Source organism: Sphingomicrobium sp. XHP0239 (assembly GCF_039555325.1).
Taxonomy (GTDB): domain Bacteria; phylum Pseudomonadota; class Alphaproteobacteria; order Sphingomonadales; family Sphingomonadaceae; genus Sphingomicrobium; species Sphingomicrobium maritimum.
On the sequence record NZ_CP154608.1, the window covers coordinates 1,444,511 to 1,461,289 of the forward strand.

At 63.6% G+C, this 16,779-nt stretch carries 22 protein-coding genes; 8 read left to right on the plus strand and 14 right to left on the minus strand.

Translation table 11 applies throughout. From position 1 onward, the window contains the following. Positions 1 to 221 precede the first annotated feature (221 nt). From grxD to WJT74_RS07340, 4 genes are all read right to left on the minus strand, one after another. Positions 222 to 542, minus strand: coding sequence for a Grx4 family monothiol glutaredoxin (gene grxD, locus WJT74_RS07325; protein ID WP_343343244.1), 321 nt, complete (start codon positions 540 to 542; stop codon positions 222 to 224). An 11-nt stretch (positions 543 to 553) separates the two neighbouring features. Next, the gene (locus tag WJT74_RS07330; RefSeq protein WP_343343247.1) at positions 554 to 799 is read right to left on the minus strand and encodes a BolA family transcriptional regulator; all 246 of its coding nucleotides are present in this window, start codon (positions 797 to 799) and stop codon (positions 554 to 556) included. Beyond that, positions 799 to 1,125 (minus strand): DUF1476 domain-containing protein, encoded by a 327-nt coding sequence (locus tag WJT74_RS07335; RefSeq protein ID WP_343343249.1) that lies wholly within the window; start codon positions 1,123 to 1,125, stop codon positions 799 to 801. The genes WJT74_RS07330 and WJT74_RS07335 overlap by 1 nt, the downstream gene beginning before the upstream one ends. 70 nt (positions 1,126 to 1,195) lie before the next feature. Further along, a complete protein-coding gene (locus WJT74_RS07340; RefSeq protein ID WP_343343251.1) occupies positions 1,196 to 2,515 on the minus strand; it encodes a L,D-transpeptidase family protein in 1,320 nt (439 codons plus the stop codon). A gap of 202 nt (positions 2,516 to 2,717) precedes the next feature. Here WJT74_RS07340 and WJT74_RS07345 point away from each other — a divergent pair, with 202 nt between their 5' ends. Continuing rightward, positions 2,718 to 3,641 (plus strand): P44/Msp2 family outer membrane protein, encoded by a 924-nt coding sequence (locus WJT74_RS07345; protein ID WP_343343253.1) that lies wholly within the window; start codon positions 2,718 to 2,720, stop codon positions 3,639 to 3,641. A 188-nt stretch (positions 3,642 to 3,829) separates the two neighbouring features. Here the strand turns inward: WJT74_RS07345 and WJT74_RS07350 are convergent, their stop codons facing one another. The 6 genes from WJT74_RS07350 to WJT74_RS07375 are packed head-to-tail and all read right to left on the minus strand — an operon-like array spanning position 3,830 to position 7,294. Further along, positions 3,830 to 4,123, minus strand: coding sequence for a hypothetical protein (locus tag WJT74_RS07350; protein ID WP_343343255.1), 294 nt, complete (start codon positions 4,121 to 4,123; stop codon positions 3,830 to 3,832). After that, positions 4,123 to 5,121, minus strand: a complete 999-nt coding sequence (locus tag WJT74_RS07355; RefSeq protein ID WP_343343257.1) for an NADPH:quinone oxidoreductase family protein — start codon at positions 5,119 to 5,121, stop codon at positions 4,123 to 4,125. The genes WJT74_RS07350 and WJT74_RS07355 overlap by 1 nt, the downstream gene beginning before the upstream one ends. Positions 5,122 to 5,134: 13 nt before the next feature. Beyond that, positions 5,135 to 5,422 carry a hypothetical protein gene (locus tag WJT74_RS07360; protein ID WP_343343259.1) on the minus strand — a complete coding sequence of 96 codons (288 nt, stop codon included), beginning with the start codon at positions 5,420 to 5,422 and terminating at the stop codon, positions 5,135 to 5,137. Continuing rightward, entirely contained in the window at positions 5,419 to 6,060 is a 642-nt protein-coding gene (locus tag WJT74_RS07365) for a 3-oxoacid CoA-transferase subunit B (RefSeq protein WP_343343261.1), read from the minus strand. Before WJT74_RS07365 ends, WJT74_RS07360 begins: the two co-directional genes overlap by 4 nt. Next, positions 6,060 to 6,590, minus strand: a complete 531-nt coding sequence (locus WJT74_RS07370; protein WP_343343263.1) for a hypothetical protein — start codon at positions 6,588 to 6,590, stop codon at positions 6,060 to 6,062. Before WJT74_RS07370 ends, WJT74_RS07365 begins: the two co-directional genes overlap by 1 nt. Then, the gene (locus WJT74_RS07375; protein WP_343343265.1) at positions 6,587 to 7,294 is read right to left on the minus strand and encodes a CoA transferase subunit A; all 708 of its coding nucleotides are present in this window, start codon (positions 7,292 to 7,294) and stop codon (positions 6,587 to 6,589) included. Before WJT74_RS07375 ends, WJT74_RS07370 begins: the two co-directional genes overlap by 4 nt. A gap of 142 nt (positions 7,295 to 7,436) precedes the next feature. On the opposite strand from WJT74_RS07375, the gene WJT74_RS07380 reads away from it, so the two are divergent. Continuing rightward, complete coding sequence (locus WJT74_RS07380; RefSeq protein WP_343343267.1) at positions 7,437 to 8,351, plus strand: ABC transporter ATP-binding protein; 915 nt, start codon at positions 7,437 to 7,439, stop codon at positions 8,349 to 8,351. Beyond that, positions 8,348 to 9,838, plus strand: a complete 1,491-nt coding sequence (locus WJT74_RS07385) for an ABC transporter permease (RefSeq protein ID WP_343343270.1) — start codon at positions 8,348 to 8,350, stop codon at positions 9,836 to 9,838. Before WJT74_RS07380 ends, WJT74_RS07385 begins: the two co-directional genes overlap by 4 nt. A 27-nt stretch (positions 9,839 to 9,865) precedes the next feature. Here WJT74_RS07385 and WJT74_RS07390 read toward each other — a convergent pair whose 3' ends face one another. Beyond that, positions 9,866 to 10,447, minus strand: a complete 582-nt coding sequence (locus WJT74_RS07390) for a hypothetical protein (protein WP_343343272.1) — start codon at positions 10,445 to 10,447, stop codon at positions 9,866 to 9,868. A gap of 101 nt (positions 10,448 to 10,548) precedes the next feature. Further along, a complete protein-coding gene (locus WJT74_RS07395) occupies positions 10,549 to 10,848 on the minus strand; it encodes an SCP2 sterol-binding domain-containing protein (protein WP_343343274.1) in 300 nt (99 codons plus the stop codon). A 95-nt stretch (positions 10,849 to 10,943) separates the two neighbouring features. Here WJT74_RS07395 and WJT74_RS07400 point away from each other — a divergent pair, with 95 nt between their 5' ends. The 4 genes from WJT74_RS07400 to WJT74_RS07415 all read left to right on the plus strand — a co-directional run bounded on the left by WJT74_RS07400 (position 10,944) and on the right by WJT74_RS07415 (position 15,042). Further along, positions 10,944 to 12,371 carry an NAD-dependent succinate-semialdehyde dehydrogenase gene (locus WJT74_RS07400; protein ID WP_343343276.1) on the plus strand — a complete coding sequence of 476 codons (1,428 nt, stop codon included), beginning with the start codon at positions 10,944 to 10,946 and terminating at the stop codon, positions 12,369 to 12,371. A 75-nt stretch (positions 12,372 to 12,446) separates the two neighbouring features. Continuing rightward, positions 12,447 to 12,752, plus strand: coding sequence for a hypothetical protein (locus WJT74_RS07405; RefSeq protein WP_343343278.1), 306 nt, complete (start codon positions 12,447 to 12,449; stop codon positions 12,750 to 12,752). A gap of 252 nt (positions 12,753 to 13,004) precedes the next feature. Then, positions 13,005 to 13,268, plus strand: coding sequence for a hypothetical protein (locus WJT74_RS07410; protein ID WP_343343279.1), 264 nt, complete (start codon positions 13,005 to 13,007; stop codon positions 13,266 to 13,268). An 85-nt stretch (positions 13,269 to 13,353) separates the two neighbouring features. After that, positions 13,354 to 15,042 carry a thiamine pyrophosphate-binding protein gene (locus WJT74_RS07415; RefSeq protein ID WP_343343281.1) on the plus strand — a complete coding sequence of 563 codons (1,689 nt, stop codon included), beginning with the start codon at positions 13,354 to 13,356 and terminating at the stop codon, positions 15,040 to 15,042. A gap of 54 nt (positions 15,043 to 15,096) precedes the next feature. On the opposite strand, the gene WJT74_RS07420 is transcribed toward WJT74_RS07415, so the two are convergent. Together WJT74_RS07420 and WJT74_RS07425 are read right to left on the minus strand one after the other, a co-directional pair. Beyond that, entirely contained in the window at positions 15,097 to 15,324 is a 228-nt protein-coding gene (locus tag WJT74_RS07420) for a hypothetical protein (protein WP_343343283.1), read from the minus strand. A gap of 268 nt (positions 15,325 to 15,592) precedes the next feature. Beyond that, positions 15,593 to 15,763, minus strand: a complete 171-nt coding sequence (locus WJT74_RS07425; protein ID WP_343343285.1) for a CsbD family protein — start codon at positions 15,761 to 15,763, stop codon at positions 15,593 to 15,595. Positions 15,764 to 15,990: 227 nt separating this feature from the next. On the opposite strand from WJT74_RS07425, the gene WJT74_RS07430 reads away from it, so the two are divergent. Then, complete coding sequence (locus tag WJT74_RS07430; RefSeq protein WP_343343287.1) at positions 15,991 to 16,728, plus strand: LytR/AlgR family response regulator transcription factor; 738 nt, start codon at positions 15,991 to 15,993, stop codon at positions 16,726 to 16,728. Positions 16,729 to 16,779 lie beyond the last annotated feature (51 nt).

A 16,779-nucleotide genomic window follows, 5' to 3' on the forward strand; every position in this document is an offset into this window, starting at 1 on the left:
CCGCGCGGCCCCACTTGTCGGAAAATTTGACAACCTTGATCGCGGACGCATCACGCGCACTGCTATTTATCGCCGATTTCTGCCGTTCCGGCAAACTGGCACGCGCCGTGCAATGTGTTGGACGTCCACATTGGTTCCACAAACCAAGCCAAAGGGACGGTGAAAGAGGTATCTGGTCCCCTTTCACCGTCCCTTTTTCTTTACCGGTCGCGAGAATGGGCTCAGCCCTTGGTCTTCTGGTCGATCAGCGTCTTCAACTCGCCGCTCTCGACCATTTCCATCATGATGTCCGACCCGCCGACGAACTCGCCACCGACATAGAGCTGGGGAATGGTCGGCCAGTCCGAATAATCCTTAATGCCGGCGCGGATCTCCTGATCGGCGAGCACGTCGACAGTCTCGAATTCGGTCTCCAGATGGTCGAGTATCGCCACCGCCCGCGCGGAAAAGCCGCACTGCGGAAACAGTTTCGATCCCTTCATGAACAACACCACATCGTTGTTCTTCACGGTCTCGTCGATCTTGGTCTTGGCGTCGCTCATGCTCGGGTCCCTTATTGCTTCGTGTCAGAGGGACATTTGGTGGTCAGTTGCAACGCATGCAACTCCCCGCCCATCTTGCCCCCGAACGCGGCATAGACCTTCTGGTGCTGCTTCACCCGGCTCAGCCCCTCGAACTGGGCGCTGGTCACCACGGCGGCCCAATGGTCGTTGTCGCCCGCCAGATCGGTCAGTTCGACGGTCGCATCGGGCAGCGCATCCTTGATGTGCGCCGTAATCTCCTCGGCGCTCATCGGCATCAGTCCATGCTCTCGATGAAATGACGACGGGCCTCGACCTGCTTGTTCTCCAGCGCGGCGCGGATGTCGGCTTCGCTGACATCGCATTCGGCGTTGGTGAGATCGCCCAGCACCTTGCGGATGACGTCCTCGTCGCCCGCTTCCTCGAAATCGGCGCGCACGACTTCCTTGGCGTAATTGTCCGCCTCGACGTCGGTCAGGCCCATCTTTTCCGCCGCCCAGTGACCGAGCAGCCGATTGCGGCGCGCGGTGATCTTGAACTGCATTTCCTGGTCGCGAGCAAACTTGTTCTCGAACGCCTTTTCGCGATCGTTCATGTCGGCCATCGGCTGTCCCCTTATATACTATAGAGTGCGTATCGTCCCGCGCGATAAGCCGCGCGGGACCGACAGGCAACTAGAGGTTCGCGGCCTCGTCGCGATTGGCCTGCTCGGCCGCCGCATCGATTTCGGCGACCCGTTCGCGATTGCCGTCGAAGCCGTAGACGTCGGCGGCATAGCTCATCGACCCGTCGACCGCCTGCGCCGTCATGTAGGTGACGAACACCGGCACGCCCTCGGGCAACGTGTCGTGCGTTTCGGCCGCGTCGATATCGGGAACGCCCTGGCCTTTATACAGCCAGCTAGCGAAACGACGCGCATCCTCGAGCCGGATGCAGCCGTTCGACCGTGCGCGATCGGTCTCGTTGAAATACGTTTTCATCGGCGTGTCGTGCAGATAGATGCCGGTGGCGTTGGGGAAGTTGAACTTGAAGTTGCCCATCGAGTTCGCCCCGCCCGGCAGCTGCCGGACCTTCAGCGCATCGGGAACCGACAGTGCGGTCGACCAGTCGACGTCCGCCGGACTGAGGATCGCGGCATCGTTCGCCCACCTGTCCACGATCTCGTACCCGCGGCTCTTCAGATAGCTGTTGCCCTGGTTCTTGATATTGTTGCCGACGGTCTTGCGCAGCACCGCGAACGGGACGTGCCAATAGGGATTGTGGGTCGCGTAATGGATCGTCGACATGATCATCGGCGTACGGGAATCGATGCCCTGCGAGATCTCGTTCCGACCGACGACGACCTTCATACTGTCGACGGGTTGTCCGCCGTCGTACATCCACAACCGCTGGCTGGCGATGTCGACCAGCACGAAGCGGTTGCGCTTCGGCAGCGCGCGCAAGCGCATCAGCGTGCCGCGCAGCGCATCCTTCGCCTCGGGCTCGAGGCTGCGGCCATAGGTATGGGCCTGTTGGCGCAGACCTTCATAGACCACGTTCATCGTCGTCTGCTGGCGCACCAGCGTGTCGAGGTTCGGCGCGTGGGTCAGCAGCGTCTGGTGATCGGTGCGCGAGAAACGGCGCGGGATCTGCGCTCCGTCGCCATATTCGACATAAGGCACTTCGGCCTGCAGCGTCGTGACATAATCGAGGTAAGCCCGGTCGAGCAGCGTGGCGAGCCCTCGGGCCGCCATCGCGTCGCCCGCGGCGGCCTTGCGTTGAAGTTCCTTCGCCTGAGCCGCGAGCGCGGGCCCCTCGGCGTAACCTTCGAAATCGGCATATTCGAGCAGGCCGATCAGCCGCTCGGCGGCCGCAGTCTGCTCGGGCGCACCCGACCAGCGGGCGTCGCTGGCCTGGACGGCACCATTGGCGGGGGTCGAACGGTCCTGCGCGAGCGCCGGATGAGCGGCCAGAAACAGCGCAGGAATGGCGGCAAAGAGAGAAATCTTGTTCATGGGTCTCACTGTTACAGGAAATAAAGTTGGTTTACGATGAACAAGATAGCCTTTCGTTCGCTCCATGTCTTGTTCTGACGGCTCGAAAAGGCTTGAAGAACTGTGTCGTCCATGCAACGGAACTTGGCGAAGCGGGGGCATCGTGGAACGTTACCTCGTATCGCGCTTTGGCATGAAACCAGCAGTAAGAGGGTATTCATCTATGAAAAAAACATTGGCACTTGCAGCGCTCGGCGCCGCGACGTTTATGACGTCGCCCGCGCTTGCGCAGGATCGTGGGCCGTATATCGGCATCGAAGGCGGCTTCCTGTTCCCCGATGAACAGGACGCGGCCATCACGGCGAACGTTGGCGGAACCACGGTTTCGAACTTCTACGTTCGCGACTATGAAGACGGCTACGACATCGACGCCATTCTCGGCTACGATTTCGGCTTCTTCCGGGTCGAAGTCGAAGGCGCCTATAAGAAGGCCAACATCGACCAGCTCCGCAACTTCGAAGGTTTCGGCAGCGCGTTCAACGCCGCCCTGCTCGATACCATCGACGATGACGATGACGGCTCGACGGTTCCGGTCTTCCTGACCAACGACGATTTTGACATCCTCAACATCGATGCCGACGCCAAGGTCTGGTCGGTCATGGCCAACGGCCTGCTCGACTTCGGTGGTGGCGGAATCAACTTCTACGGTGGTGGCGGTATTGGCTACGGCCAGCTCGACCAGCTCGGGTTCAATGACGGCGGCCTCGCCTACCAGGGCATCGCCGGCATCCGTTTCGCGATCACCCCGAACGTCGAAATTGGCGCGAAGTATCGTTACTTCGTCCTCGAACTCGATGGCGACGAATTCGGTCCGCTCTTCTCGAGCGCGAACAGCAACCAGCTGGTGCAGACGAGCTTCAACGACGAGTGGGAATCGCAGTCCATGATGGGCTCGGTGATCTTCAACTTCGGTCGCGAAGCTGCTCCCCCGCCGCCGCCTCCCCCGCCGCCCCCGCCGCCGCCGCCTCCGCCGCCGGCGACGATTACCTGCCCCGACGGCACGGTGATCTTGGCGACGGAAGACTGCCCGCCGCCGCCGCCGCCGCCGCCGCCGCCGCCTCCCCCGCCGGAGCCGGAGCGTGGCTAACGCCCGCGGCACCCGGTAACGGGCGCCAGAACAGGGAAGGGTCGGTCTTCGGACCGGCCCTTTTTTGTTGCCAGCCTGGGAGAGATCCGGATTCCGCGAACCGAACTACGGACGGCGTCGCGCTTGTCGGACAAATCCAACAGCCGGCACCTTCCACCTGCCGATCAGCTATCCGTTGAAGTGTCGGGTCAGCGGCTGAAGAACCACAGGCTGAGGAACAGCCCTGCCAGTGCCAGCGCGATGAACGCGCGGTACCATTGCCGACGAGCGAAACCGGCCTCGCCCCGCCGCCGCGCCATGAACGCGCGTTCGCCGTAGGCGTAGCCGAACAGGCCGAACACGACGCCCAGCGTCAGCGTCACCCACGACGGATCGAACCCGTCGTTGCCGAAGATGATTGCCGCGATCACGAGCCCCAACGGCACCGCCCAGCAGCCTACCGGCATCAGCGGCAACGCCTTGGGGTCGTTCAGTTGCGCCATCAGTCCATCGTGACGACGATCTTCCCGATCGCCTCGCGCGATCCCAGGGTCGCGATCGCCTCCCCACCTTTCTCAAGCGGGAAGGTCTCGGTCACGACCGGCGCGATCTTGCCCGCGTCCCACAGGCGGAAAAGCTCGGCGACGTGCGCGGCGTTGGCCTTGGAATCGCGTTGCGCAAACGCGCCCCAGAACACGCCCGAGACCTCCGCTTCCTTGAGCAGAGTGAGGTTGAGCGGCGGCGCGGGAATGCCCGCGGGAAATCCCACCACCAGGTAGCGGCCCTGCCAGCCGAGACTGCGCAGCGCGGGTTCGGCATAGGCCCCGCCGACGGGGTCCATGACCACGTCGAAACCTTCGCCCCGTGCAGCATCCTTGAACTGCTGCGACAACGCCTTTTGCGCATCGCGGTCGAGGTCGCCGCGTGGGTAGACGATCGCCTCGTCCGCGCCGGCTTTCTTCGCGGCATCGGCCTTGTCCTCGTTCGATACGGCCGCGACGACACGCGCACCCATCGCCTTGCCGAGTTCGATCGTCGCCAGGCCGACTCCGCCCGCGGCACCGAGGACGAGCATCTCGTCGCCTTCGGCCAGTCGACCACGGTCCTTCAAGGCGTGGATCGCCGTTGCGTAGGTCAACAGCATCGCTGCCCCGTCGGTGAATGAATGGCTTTCGGGCAGCGGGATCGCGCTCTTCGCCGGAATGACGACCTGTTCGGCCAACCCGCCGAAGCCGGGCACCGCGATAACCCGGTCCCCGACCGAAATGCCCTCGACCCCGTCACCCAGCGCGTCGACAACACCCGCGATTTCGCCTCCCGGGGCGAAGGGGCGCGGCGGTTTCATCTGATACTTGTCCTCGATGATGAGGACGTCGGGATAGTTGATTGCGCTCGCCTTCACCGCGACACGAACCTCGCCCGGGCCGGGTTCGGGCGGCTCAATGTCGTCGAGTTTGAGCGTTTCGGGGCCACCCACTTCGTGGCTGCGAAGAATGCGCATCGGTCTTTCTCCTCTAGTCGATCCCGCGGGCGTGGGCCTCGGAGACGACCTCTTCCGCGGTCATGCCGTCGAACGTGCGGCGGCGCAGCAGGTCCTTGTCGGCGGTCCGGTGCGATCGCTGGCCCACCGAATTCATCGCCTCATCGAAGACCAGCCGGTCTTCGAGCGGCAGTTGCGCACGGGCGGCGGCGGCAGAAGCCACGAACGCTTCCTCGCTCGATCCGTCGAGCGTCACCGCCTCGCCCCCGCCCTCGCAGCCCGCGACGGCCAGCGCAGCAGCGGCGGCGATCGCCAGCCTCAAAGCGCGACCTCGTACGCCGCGGTCGTCTTCTCGGCGATCTCGTCCTCGGTCACGTCGGGGGCCAGTTCGATCAGTTCGAACGCGCTGTCGTGGTCCTTGCGGCGGAACACGCCGAGATCGGTAATGATCATGTCGACGACGTTCTGCCCGGTAAGCGGCAGGTCGCATGCGGGCTTGAACTTCGGATCGCCGCCCTTCGACACATGTTCCATCACCACGATGATCTTCTTGACCCCCGCGACGAGGTCCATCGCGCCGCCCATGCCCTTGATCATCTTGCCGGGGATCATCCAGTTGGCGATGTCGCCGTCCTCGCTGACCTCCATCGCGCCCAGGACGGTCAGATCGATATGTCCGCCGCGGATCATCGAGAAGCTGGTCGCGCTGTCGAAATAGCTCGACTGCGGCAGCTGGCTGATCGTTTGCTTGCCCGCGTTGATCAGGTCGGCATCGACCTCGTCCTTCGTCGGGAACGGTCCGATGCCGAGCATCCCGTTTTCCGACTGCAGCGTGACCGTCTTCCCCTCGGGAATGTAGTTGGCGACCAGCGTCGGAATCCCGATACCGAGATTGACGAAATAGCCATCCTGAAGCTCCTTGGCGGCGCGCTCCGCCATCTGATTACGATCCCAGGGCATCAATCGCCTCCTTGATTATCCATGTCGATCGGCAGCGGCATCGTGGGCGTTTCCTGCTGCCAGAGAATGGAGTGGACCTTCCAGGTCCCGCTTCCGTCCTGCATCAGTTGAAAGCTGTTGATCCCGCGCACCCTGCGCAGTTCGCCGTCCATCGTGAAAGTACCTTCATACGACGACCAGACCTGCGCCAGATTGCCGTAGAGTTCGAGCCGATGACCGATCTCGCGCTCCGTAAAGCCGTTCTCGATCAGGAACGGTCCGCTGCTGGTGATGTAATCGTCGACCGTCCCGCCGCGTAGCCCTTGCGGCGTGATTGCGTAGAGCCGGGCGTCGTCAGTGAACATCGCGCGCATCGCGTCCCAGTCGCGTTCCTGCCCGGCTGGTCCGGAGATGACGGCATAGACGTCGCGCATGACCCGATCGATCGCGGCGACATCCTCGGCGTCGTGCGGGGCAACGATGCTGGCTTCCTCGGCGGGTTGGGCGGCCAGTGGCACGGCGGCGGCCAGAAGGGCGGCGATCAGCATCATGCGTCTTCCTTCTCGCGGGTCGTCACGAATTCGATCTTCTTGTCGTAGGGCGCGCCGGTGATCAGGCGATCGACGAATACGGCGGGCAGATGGATGCAGTCGGGATCGAGCGAACCCGTCGGGACGATTTCCTCGACCTCCACGACGCAGATCTTGCCGCAGGTCGCGGCAGGCTGGTTGAAGTTGCGCGCGGTCTTGCGGAACATCACGTTGCCCGCCTCGTCCGCCTTCCACCCCTTCACGATCGACAAGTCGGCGAAGATGCCGCGCTCGAGAATGTAATCCTCTCCGTCGAACTGCTTCACTTCCTTGCCCTCGGCAACGACCGTGCCGACGCCCGTCTTGGTGTAGAAGCCCGGGATGCCCGCCCCGCCCGCGCGCATCCGTTCAGCGAGCGTTCCCTGCGGGCAGAATTCGACTTCGAGCTCCTTGGCGAGGAATTGCCGCTCGAACTCCTTGTTCTCGCCGACATAGGACGAGATCATCTTCTTCACCTGCTTGGTACGAAGCAGCTTGCCAATGCCCTCGTTGTCGATCCCGGCATTGTTCGACGCGAAGGTGAGATCCTTCACCCCGCTATCGCGGATCGCGTCGAGCAGTCGTTCGGGAATACCGCACAGGCCGAAGCCTCCAGCGGCAATCAGCATCCCGTCTCTCAGGACCCCATCAAGCGCCGCGGTGGCGGAATCGTAAATCAGTTTCATGTCGGACGGCTCCTTCGTGGCTTGCCCCCGGCCTAGGTTCGCAGAACCATGCTGACAAGCCGTTCGTCGAACCCGAACTTGACTTGGCCGGGTGGGACGCCCTTTCGTGAGGGCGAACGCAAAACACGGGGGGTGAACGTCGATGGCATTGCTGTTGATGGACGGGGTGACGAAGCGGTTCGGCGATATTGTTGCCGTCGACGATGTCGGGTTCGAGGTCCGGCCGGGGGAGATCTTCGGATTTCTCGGCGGCAACGGAGCGGGCAAGACGACCAGCATGCGCATGGTGCTCGACATCATTCGCCCGACGAAAGGGCGGATCGAGGTACTGGGCGGCCCGCCGGGTCCCGAACAGGGCGACCGCATCGGCTTCCTTCCCGAAGAACGCGGCCTCTATCCCAAGATGAGCGCGATCGAGACGGTTGCCTATTTCGGACAGATGAAGGGCATGAGCCCCGGCGACGCCAAGCGCGAGGGGCTGGCGCTGCTCGAACGTTTCGGTCTTGGCGACCGCGCCAAATCGCCGATCCAGGACATGTCGAAGGGCATGGCGCAAAAGGTCCAGCTGGCGACCTCGATCGTCAATTCGCCCGAGTTGCTGATCCTCGACGAACCCTTCTCGGGCCTCGATCCGGTCAACCAGCAACTGCTCGAGGACGAGATCCTGCGCGCCCGGGACAAGGGTGCGGCGGTCGTCTTCTCGACCCACGTGATGCAGCATGTCGAACGACTGTGCGACCGGATGCTCGTGCTCAAGAAGGGTGCGAAGCAGTTCGAGGGGACGCCGGACGAGGCGCGCGAACTGCTTGCCACCAAGGTTCAAATGACCAGCCAAGTCGATCCCACGACCCTGCCTGGCGTCGCGAAGGTCGAGGCGGTCGGCACGGGTGCCGGCGGCTGGAAGGACTATGAAGTCACGCTCCGATCCGACACGCGCGCCATGGACCTGCTGGAACGGTTGACCGCTTCCGGGACCGCGCTGCGACGGTTCGACGTCGACCGCGCGAGCCTGCACGACGTCTTCGTGCATCTCGTCGGCGAGGAGAATGTGAAATGAAGAACGTCCTGCTCATCGCCGCGCGCGAATTCCGTCACATCGCCCGCATGAAGAGCTTCTGGGTGACCATGTTGCTGCTCCCCGCGCTCTTGTTCGTGGGTCCGCTGATCACCGATCTGCTCGATGACGACGAAGCCGAACGGATCGTCCTCATCGACCGCGACGCCGGACCGGTCGGCGAAGCGATCCAGCAGCGCATCGAGATCGAGAACGACCTGGAAACTCTACGCTCGCTCTCGCGCTACGCCAGGCGTCACGATCTGGAAGAACGGATCGAGGGAGTGGTGTGGACCGAATATGCGCGCGATTTCACGCCTGCGGACGCTGCGGCGTTTCGCGAAAGCGGCGGGATCGAGGCGGCGCAGGAGCGGATCGATGCGGTGCGCGACGAAACGACGCCGCCGTTCGAGGCGCCCGCGCCCTGGTACGAGATCGTCGATACGCCCGAGACGCTCGCCGGATTGTCGGCAGAGGCGATCGAGGAGCAGCGCGGCACCATCTTCGACGGGGGTGACGAAGCCAATCCGCCCCCCGATCTCGTCGTCCTGATCGACGAAGATTATGCCGAGACTCCGGCGATCCAGCTGTTCGCGGACGACACCCCCAGCCGGACGCTCGTCGGACTGATCCAGGGCGTGTCGCAGGGCGAACTTCGCGGTCGCCTGATGAGCGAGCGCGGTATCGCGCCCGCCGACATTCTCGCGATCGACGGCGCGACGCCCGTCATCACCACGTCGACCCCGCCGCCGGGCGGCGGCGCCGAAGATGTCACCGTCATCCGGTCCCTGCTGCCGTTGGCGCTGGCCTATATGTTGATGATGAGCATCATCCTGTCGGGCAACTGGCTCGTCCAGGGTGCGGTCGAGGAACGGTCGAACAAGCTGATCGAAAGCGTGCTCGCCTGCGTGCGGCCACAACAACTGATGGCGGGCAAGTTGCTCGGGACCGTCGCCATCGGCCTGTCGATGACGCTCGTATGGGTGGCCTGCGCGGTTTTCGTCGGACTTACCCAACAGAACGCCATCGCCGAATTCATCGGCACCGCGATCGAGCCTGTCGCCAACGTCGGCGCCGTGACGACGATCCTGTTCTTCTATATTCTGGGATATGTCGCGCTTTCCACCATCTTCCTCGGTGTCGGCGTGCTCAGCGACGACATGAACGAGGCGCAGGGCTATCTCATGCCGGTGATGATCGTCCTGCTGCTGCCCATCACCTTCCTGCTGCAGGCTGTCATCTCAGGCGGCGCATCGAAAATCGTCGAGGCGATGACGTGGATTCCGCCCCTGACGCCCTTCGTGGTGCTTGCACGGCTCGGCAGCGGGATCGGCGCGCTCGAGCTGATCGGGGCGGCAATCCTCCTCGTCGGGTTTACCGCTCTGATGCTCCACCTGCTTGGGCGCTTGTTCCAGCAGAGCCTGCTGTCCTCCGGGCAGAAGCGCGGGCTTTCGGCCATCGTCGGCCGGTTCAAGGCCCCCGCCGACTGATAGACGGTTCGCTGCGCCCTGCCCGCGTCAGGGTAGCGGCGGTCGTGCGATCACGATGCGCGCGGCGTCGGGTGCAGGAATCGGGCGTGCAGGCTCGACGGTCGGGTTGTCGGCATATCCCGTCGTCTCGTGCGGGACCTCCATCACCTGTTCGGGCATGCCGCCACCGGAAACGGTCACCCCTAGAGACGCCCAGCCGTCGTCGCCGGGCGACAACCGGAAGACGGGGAGTTGCGACGGTCCGATCTCGTCTAGGATTCGATAGCCGCTGCCCGCGCGTCTCAGTACGTAGAGGCTGCACCCACCCGTCCCGCAGATCATCGGGGACATTGCATAGGCCAACACTTCCGCCGTGCCGTCACCGTCCAGGTCGGCGGTCCCGATTTCCAGACTTAGCGACGACGGATCACCGATTGCGTCGCGCAATTCGTTGTAGAGCAGCGTTGCGACAGCCTGTTCATCGACTTCGCTCTGCGCATCGGGTGTCGGCGCCGCGGTCGCCGACGTCTCCGCCTCGTCGATTTCGGATGCCCCCTTTTCGGGCGGCGGGGGGACCGGCTCCTCGCAGGCCGCCAAAACGAGCGGAAGGGTCAGAACAATCGCGCGCATCGCCGCATCTCCTCGATCGAGTTCGCGGCCTTGATAGCATGAATCGAAAGGGCGTCACCGCGCATCCGCGGCAACGCCCTTTCGACTAGCTTCTTGTCGGATCAGCCGCGCAGCTTGGCGAGGACGCCCTGGAGCTGCATGGCATTGGACATGTCGCCCTCGACCTTCAGCTTGCCCGTCATGAAGGCGGTCATGCCGTCGAGCTGCCCGTCGGCCATGGCCTGCCAATCTTCCCACTTTACCTTGATCGTGGTGTCGGCTTCGCCGTCCTCTTCGGTCACCTTGTGGTCGACGCCGTCGAGCATGATCACGCCCTTGTCGTCATAATCGATCTTGACCTTCTTGCCTTCGACCCAGGCTTCGTTTTCCTGCATCTTGGCGGCGAGTTCGGCTTTATCCATGTGCTGGCTCCTGACATTGTTGTTCGTTCAACGTCTGACCTAGGGCCAGGCTCCGACCCTTTCAACCGCGAAACGGTCGGCCTATGAGCGAGCCCATGACCTATCAAACCGATCTCAAGCTCTTCATCGACGGTGCGTGGAAGGCTGGCGAAGGCCGCGACGTCATGCCCGTCACCAACCCCGCAACCGGCGAAACGCTCGCGGAGGTGCCGCTCGCCAGCAAAGACGATCTCGACGCTGCATTGCTGGCTGCCGACCGCGCCTTTCCCGTCTGGCGCGCAACGCCGGTCGAGAAGCGCGCTGCCATCCTTCACAAGGCGGCGCGCTATCTGAAGGACAATGCGAAGGACATCGGCGCCTCGATGACGCAGGAGCAGGGCAAACCACTCGCCGAGGCGGTCGGCGAAGTCCACGGCGCGGCGAGCATGTTCGAATGGTATGCGGAGGAAGCCAAGCGCGACTATGGCCGTACACTCGTGCGCCCCGTCGGGCAGCGCAGCATCGTGCAGCGTCAGCCGGTGGGCGTGGTCGCGACCTTCACCCCGTGGAACTTCCCCATCTACCTTCTCTCCAAGAAAGTCGCCGCAGCGTTGGCGGCGGGGTGCAGCGTCATTTCGAAGCCGCCCGAAGAAACTCCCGCCTGCGTCAACGCGGTCGCGAAGGCGCTCGATCACGCAGGCTTGCCGCAAGGCGTGTTCCAGCTAGTGCACGGCGAGCCCGACATGGTGAGCCGCCACCTGATGGCCTCGCCGATCGTGCGGAAGGTCAGCTTCACCGGCTCGGTCGCGATCGGGAGACATTTGATGAGCCTCGCCGCCGATGGGCTGAAGCGTCTCACGCTCGAACTGGGCGGTCACGCCCCGGTGCTGGTTTTCGACGATGTCGATCTCGACGCGACGCTCGACAAGCTGGTCCCCCAGAAATTCCGCAACGCCGGGCAGGTGTGCGTCTCCCCCACCCGCTTCTACGTGCAGGAAGGCATCTACGATCGCTTCGTCGAAGGGTTCGCCGAGCGGACGCAGCGAGTGAAGGTCGGCAACGGGATGGACGACGGTGTCCAGATGGGTCCCCTCGCCCACGAACGACGCCTCCCTGCCGTCGGGGATCTGGTCGCCGACGCCAAGGCAAAGGGAGCGCGCGTGCTCGCGGGAGGCGAGCCGACGGGTAATGCCAACTTCTTCGCCCCAACCCTGCTTGCCGATGTCCCGCTCGAAGCGAATATCATGAACGACGAGCCGTTCGGCCCGGTCGCCGTGACCCGGCCCTTCAAGGATCTCGACGAAGCGCTGCATCAGGCCAATCGCCTCCCGTACGGCCTCGCGGCCTTCGCCTTCACCAACGATCTGCACCGCGCCAACGTGCTCGGCGACATGATCGAGGCGGGAATGGTCGGCATCAACAGTTTCGCCATTTCCAGCGCGGACGCCCCCTTCGGTGGAGTGAAGGATTCGGGCTTCGGCAGCGAGGGCGGCAAGGAGGGTCTGGAGACCTATCAGGTCGTGAAGGCGATCCACATGGCGTGACCCGGGACGGGACGTTGTGGAACCGTCACGACCGGTCGGCATTGATGATCATAATTCTCTCAAGGAGCCTTCCATATGGCCGATATGAACGACCCCAATCCGAACAACCCCGACCCCAATCTCAATAACCCCAATACCGCCGAGACCAATCCGCCCCGCTCCACCGGCGGTGGTGGCGGATCGACCGCCATCATCGCGCTGGTCGCGATCGTCGCGGTGATCGCGATCCTCTTCTTCACCGGTGTCATCGGCGGCGGCGCGGAAGCGGTCGGCGACGAGACCAGCGTCGATGTCGACGTCGAAGCGCCGGAAATCCCGGACGTCGACGTCGATGTTCCCGAAATCGACACCAGCGACCTGGAAGTCGGCGACGGCGAGTAGGCTTTCCGTCCGGCATCGTCGGATGAATGATAGAGGCGGCGTCCCGGGAACGGGGCGCCGCTTTTTCTTTGGGACGAGCTACCCCGGTTCGGAGTGCTTTCGGCTCAGCCTCCGCGACCCCGCTCTTCACTCGACGAGACGCGAATTCGAGTGACCTCGGCGGCAGAATGGCCGAATGGTGTCCTCTATCGACGGGAACACCGCGCAGCGTCGTTCCGTTGGTGGAATATCTGGGGATAAAAAGGAACATCCATGGCTGAAAAATCGGGCAACAAGACCCTCATCATCATCGTCGTGATCGTCGTCATTCTGGCGATTCTGGCGTACGCGCTCGACCTGTTCGGTCTTCGCGTTTCCGGCGGCGACGCCCCCGAGGTCCAGGTCGAGGGCGGCGAACTGCCGGACGTCGATGCCGAGGCCGCGGATATCGACGTCGGTACCGAGGAGGTCACCGTCGAGACGCCGACGATCGAAGTGGACGGCGTCGAGGACGGCGAAGCCGACACTGCCGAATAAGCCGAAAGATCGGGTCGGGAGGCGGCGAACCTCCCGGCCCCTTTTTGGCCTTCTCCGGCACATCGCCGGGCGATAGGAGCGCGTCATGACCCAACGTCCGACGCCGCGCACCGGCGGCCGCATTCTCGTCGATCAATTGCTCGCACAGGGCGTCGACCGCCTCTTCACCGTTCCGGGCGAGAGCTTTCTCGCCGTGCTCGACGCACTCCACGACAGCCCCCAAATCGATGTGGTCGTCTGCCGCCAGGAAGGCGGCGTCGCCTACATGGCGGATGCCGATGGCAAGATGACCGGGCGCCCCGGCATCGCGTTCGTCACGCGCGGTCCAGGTGCGACCAACGCCAGCGCGGGCGTCCACGTTGCGATGCAGGATTCGACTCCGATGATCCTGTTCATCGGCGATCTCGACCGCGGCGATCGCGACCGCGAGGGTTTTCAGGAAATCGACTTTCCTGCCTTCTTCGCGCCGATCGCGAAGTGGGCTGCGCGGATCGACGATGCGCGGCGGATCCCCGAATATGTGGCGCGCGCCTTTCGCGTCGCGACTGCCGGTCGGCCCGGTCCGGTCGTGCTGGCGCTGCCCGAAGACATGCTGCGCGACGAGGTCGAGGCGCTCGACCGCCCCGCCATCACCCCCGCCGCCATCGCCCCCGACCCGGGCGCGATCGGTGCTTTGCACGACCTGCTGAAAGATGCCGCCAGCCCGATCGCGATCGTTGGCGGCGCCAACTGGGACCCATGCGCCGCGCATTATTTCGCGAGTTGGGCCGAGCGTGTGGGGATTCCCGTCGCCGCGGCCTTCCGGCGGCAGGACGCGGTAGCGAACGATTGCACCGTCTACGCCGGACAACTTGGTTACGGCCCCAATCCGAAGTTGCAGCAGCGGGTGCGCGAGGCGGATCTCGTCCTCGCCGTCGGCGCGCGGTTGGGCGAAGCGACCACCGACGGCTATACTCTTCTTACCCCCGATCACCCCGAGCAGACCCTGGTTCACGTTCACCCTGATCCGAACGAGTTGAGCCGTGTCTATCGCACCGATCTCCCGATCGTCGCCGACATGGCCGAATTCGCCGAGACGCTCGACGCGTGGCATGACGATGATCTCGCGCGTTTCGGTGCGGGCGAGGAAGCGCACCGCGAATGGCTCGACTGGTCGACCGTCCGACCCCGCGAAGGCGTACGGCTGGACCTCGGCCCGTGCGTCGCGGCGATGCGCGAAAAGCTCCCCGCCGACACGATCATCTGCAACGGAGCAGGCAACTTCTCGGGCTGGTGGCATCGGTATTGGCATTACGCCGCTACCTCGTCCCAACTTGCGCCGACCAGCGGAACTATGGGTTATGGCCTGCCCGCAAGCGTCGCTGCGAGCCGTAGGTTCGCCGACCGCACTGTCGTGTGCGTGGCGGGAGACGGCGATTTCCTTATGAACGGGCAGGAACTGGCGACAGCCGCGGCGCTCGATCTCGACCTTCTGATCCTCGTCGTCGACAATGGATCCTATGGCACGATCCGCATGCATCAGGAGCGGGAGTATCCTGGGCGGGTCAGCGCGACCGGCCTAGCAGCGGGGAATCCCGATTTCGTCGCGCTTGTACAGGCGTTCGGTGGCTGGGGCGAGCGGGTGGAGGCCACCGCAGACTTCGCCCCTGCGCTCGATCGGGCGATGGAACGCGGCGGGATTCGCCTGCTTCACCTCGTCACCGACGTGGACGTGATTTCGACCGCCGCCACGCTGGGAGAGATGCGTGGTCGCGCGGAAGGCCGTTCGACCTAGCAGCACGTCCGTCCCAAGCGTGGCCTCGGACGACGAACGTACGGCTGGAAACGATTACCGTTGAAGGCTTGGGGCGCTCGTCATGACCGAATCGAACGCCAGCTCCTCGCACCGTTCGAGATCGAACATTTGCGACCATCGCCGCGTGCCGCGAGCATCTGGATCGATGAACAACGACGGAAGGGCCTCGGTCGCGTCGCTCCGCCGTTGAAAATGGGCATTCTTGCGGGATGGGCCATACGCGGATCGATCTCGCACGGGTGCAACATGATCGATGTCCATCGGCATTTCCTCCCAGTCGATACGGACATCCTCGCGGGACTATCCCTTTGCGAACAGTAAAATGCGATCGGTCCGGATCGCTCAGGTTCGCCTCTCGCGAAGATGGCGCCCGAAGGTAAAGGAATTGCAAAGCAACGCAGCGCCGCGCACGACGAGGCATCTTACCGTCCAAGACGGCAACCGGATCCTCTAGCGGACACGCAAAAAGGGCCGGTCCGCAAGGACCAGCCCTTCTACCGGGGATAAACCCCGTTCAAGCGCTGAACGCTTAAATATCGTTGCCAAGCTTGCCCTTGACTTCGCCCTTGGCCTGCTGGGCTTTACCCTTCACTTCTTGATTGCGGCCTTCAGCGCGGGTCTCGGGGTTATTCGATTCCTGCTTGATTTCGCCAGCGGCTTCGTTGGCATTGCCTTTGATTTTGTCGGTCAGTTCACCCATCGGATTTACTCCTTCTTTTTCCGTATGTTACCTGACCAACGAGTGGTGACACCGTTGGTGCCTCCATACGGCGCAAGAAGCCATCGCTTGGGCGGAGAGTGTCGGATGGGCAGCTCTTCTACCCGGTCGCAAACACCAGTAAGGTCCGCCCTATGACCGACCTAGTTCCAGCTCGACGTCAATCCGGCCTACGATGGCGCGTGGCACTGTGTGCGTTCGGGGGTCTGATGATCGCATACGTGATCGCTTTCGCAGCAACAGGTCAGTACGAGGCCGGACGCACGATCGAGGCAGCCTTTCGCAATAGCCTTCCCGCAGTCCTGTTGGGAATGCTCGCGGACATAGTTCTGCGTCCGTTATGGAATGGTGGGCGAGCGTGGCGGCTGATCCTGTTGGTGCCGGGGGCTCTCCTCTACACCTTCGGCTGGTACGCTGCGGTTGTCGTGTTCATCGCTGCGCGCGAAGGGGGGTGGTTTGCAGGCGGCTTCACCGTCGAACCCTTCACACAGCCGGTCAATTCCTGGTTTCTTTTCCAGGGGATCAGCTATTTCGCCGTCGCCGCCGCCCTGAGCTACGCAGGTCACCTGCATCGGATGCTGGTCACCGCGCTGGCCGAGCGGGGCGCCACACCTTCCGCCGGGAACGCCCCTATCCTCGTTCGGGTCGATGGCGATCTGCGCGCGTTCGATCCTTCCGACATCCTGATCGCTTCGGGCGCCGGCGACTATGTCGAGTTGGTCACTCGCAACGAACGGCTGCTGACGGGCGGGTCGCTGGGCGAATATGAGCGGCGCCTGCCGGAGCAGGAGTTCGTTCGGCTTCATCGGTCGCACCTCGTCGCCCTGGCCGCGATCGCGCGAGCCGAACCGGCGGGCAATGGTCGAACCACCGTCCACCTCGTCAACGGCGATAGCATCATCTCCTCGCGCGCCGGCAGCGCCCGCTTGCGCGAACGAAGCTTCTGAACTCGATGTCGATTGACCGATAGCAGGTGTCGGTTGGCGGATAAATGAGCG

Excerpts from the sequence above, each read along its gene's own strand:
- grxD (WP_343343244.1), bottom strand. The coding sequence starts at position 542 with ATGAGCGACGCCAAGACCAAGATCGACGAGACCGTGAAGAACAACGAT.
- WJT74_RS07330 (WP_343343247.1), bottom strand. The coding sequence starts at position 799 with ATGCCGATGAGCGCCGAGGAGATTACGGCGCACATCAAGGATGCGCTG.
- WJT74_RS07335 (WP_343343249.1), bottom strand. The coding sequence starts at position 1,125 with ATGGCCGACATGAACGATCGCGAAAAGGCGTTCGAGAACAAGTTTGCT.
- WJT74_RS07340 (WP_343343251.1), bottom strand. The coding sequence starts at position 2,515 with ATGAACAAGATTTCTCTCTTTGCCGCCATTCCTGCGCTGTTTCTGGCC.
- WJT74_RS07345 (WP_343343253.1), top strand. The coding sequence starts at position 2,718 with ATGAAAAAAACATTGGCACTTGCAGCGCTCGGCGCCGCGACGTTTATG.
- WJT74_RS07350 (WP_343343255.1), bottom strand. The coding sequence starts at position 4,123 with ATGGCGCAACTGAACGACCCCAAGGCGTTGCCGCTGATGCCGGTAGGC.
- WJT74_RS07355 (WP_343343257.1), bottom strand. The coding sequence starts at position 5,121 with ATGCGCATTCTTCGCAGCCACGAAGTGGGTGGCCCCGAAACGCTCAAA.
- WJT74_RS07365 (WP_343343261.1), bottom strand. The coding sequence starts at position 6,060 with ATGCCCTGGGATCGTAATCAGATGGCGGAGCGCGCCGCCAAGGAGCTT.
- WJT74_RS07370 (WP_343343263.1), bottom strand. The coding sequence starts at position 6,590 with ATGATGCTGATCGCCGCCCTTCTGGCCGCCGCCGTGCCACTGGCCGCC.
- WJT74_RS07375 (WP_343343265.1), bottom strand. The coding sequence starts at position 7,294 with ATGAAACTGATTTACGATTCCGCCACCGCGGCGCTTGATGGGGTCCTG.
- WJT74_RS07380 (WP_343343267.1), top strand. The coding sequence starts at position 7,437 with ATGGCATTGCTGTTGATGGACGGGGTGACGAAGCGGTTCGGCGATATT.
- WJT74_RS07385 (WP_343343270.1), top strand. The coding sequence starts at position 8,348 with ATGAAGAACGTCCTGCTCATCGCCGCGCGCGAATTCCGTCACATCGCC.
- WJT74_RS07390 (WP_343343272.1), bottom strand. The coding sequence starts at position 10,447 with ATGCGCGCGATTGTTCTGACCCTTCCGCTCGTTTTGGCGGCCTGCGAG.
- WJT74_RS07395 (WP_343343274.1), bottom strand. The coding sequence starts at position 10,848 with ATGGATAAAGCCGAACTCGCCGCCAAGATGCAGGAAAACGAAGCCTGG.
- WJT74_RS07400 (WP_343343276.1), top strand. The coding sequence starts at position 10,944 with ATGACCTATCAAACCGATCTCAAGCTCTTCATCGACGGTGCGTGGAAG.
- WJT74_RS07405 (WP_343343278.1), top strand. The coding sequence starts at position 12,447 with ATGGCCGATATGAACGACCCCAATCCGAACAACCCCGACCCCAATCTC.
- WJT74_RS07410 (WP_343343279.1), top strand. The coding sequence starts at position 13,005 with ATGGCTGAAAAATCGGGCAACAAGACCCTCATCATCATCGTCGTGATC.
- WJT74_RS07415 (WP_343343281.1), top strand. The coding sequence starts at position 13,354 with ATGACCCAACGTCCGACGCCGCGCACCGGCGGCCGCATTCTCGTCGAT.
- WJT74_RS07420 (WP_343343283.1), bottom strand. The coding sequence starts at position 15,324 with ATGGACATCGATCATGTTGCACCCGTGCGAGATCGATCCGCGTATGGC.
- WJT74_RS07425 (WP_343343285.1), bottom strand. The coding sequence starts at position 15,763 with ATGGGTGAACTGACCGACAAAATCAAAGGCAATGCCAACGAAGCCGCT.
- WJT74_RS07430 (WP_343343287.1), top strand. The coding sequence starts at position 15,991 with ATGATCGCATACGTGATCGCTTTCGCAGCAACAGGTCAGTACGAGGCC.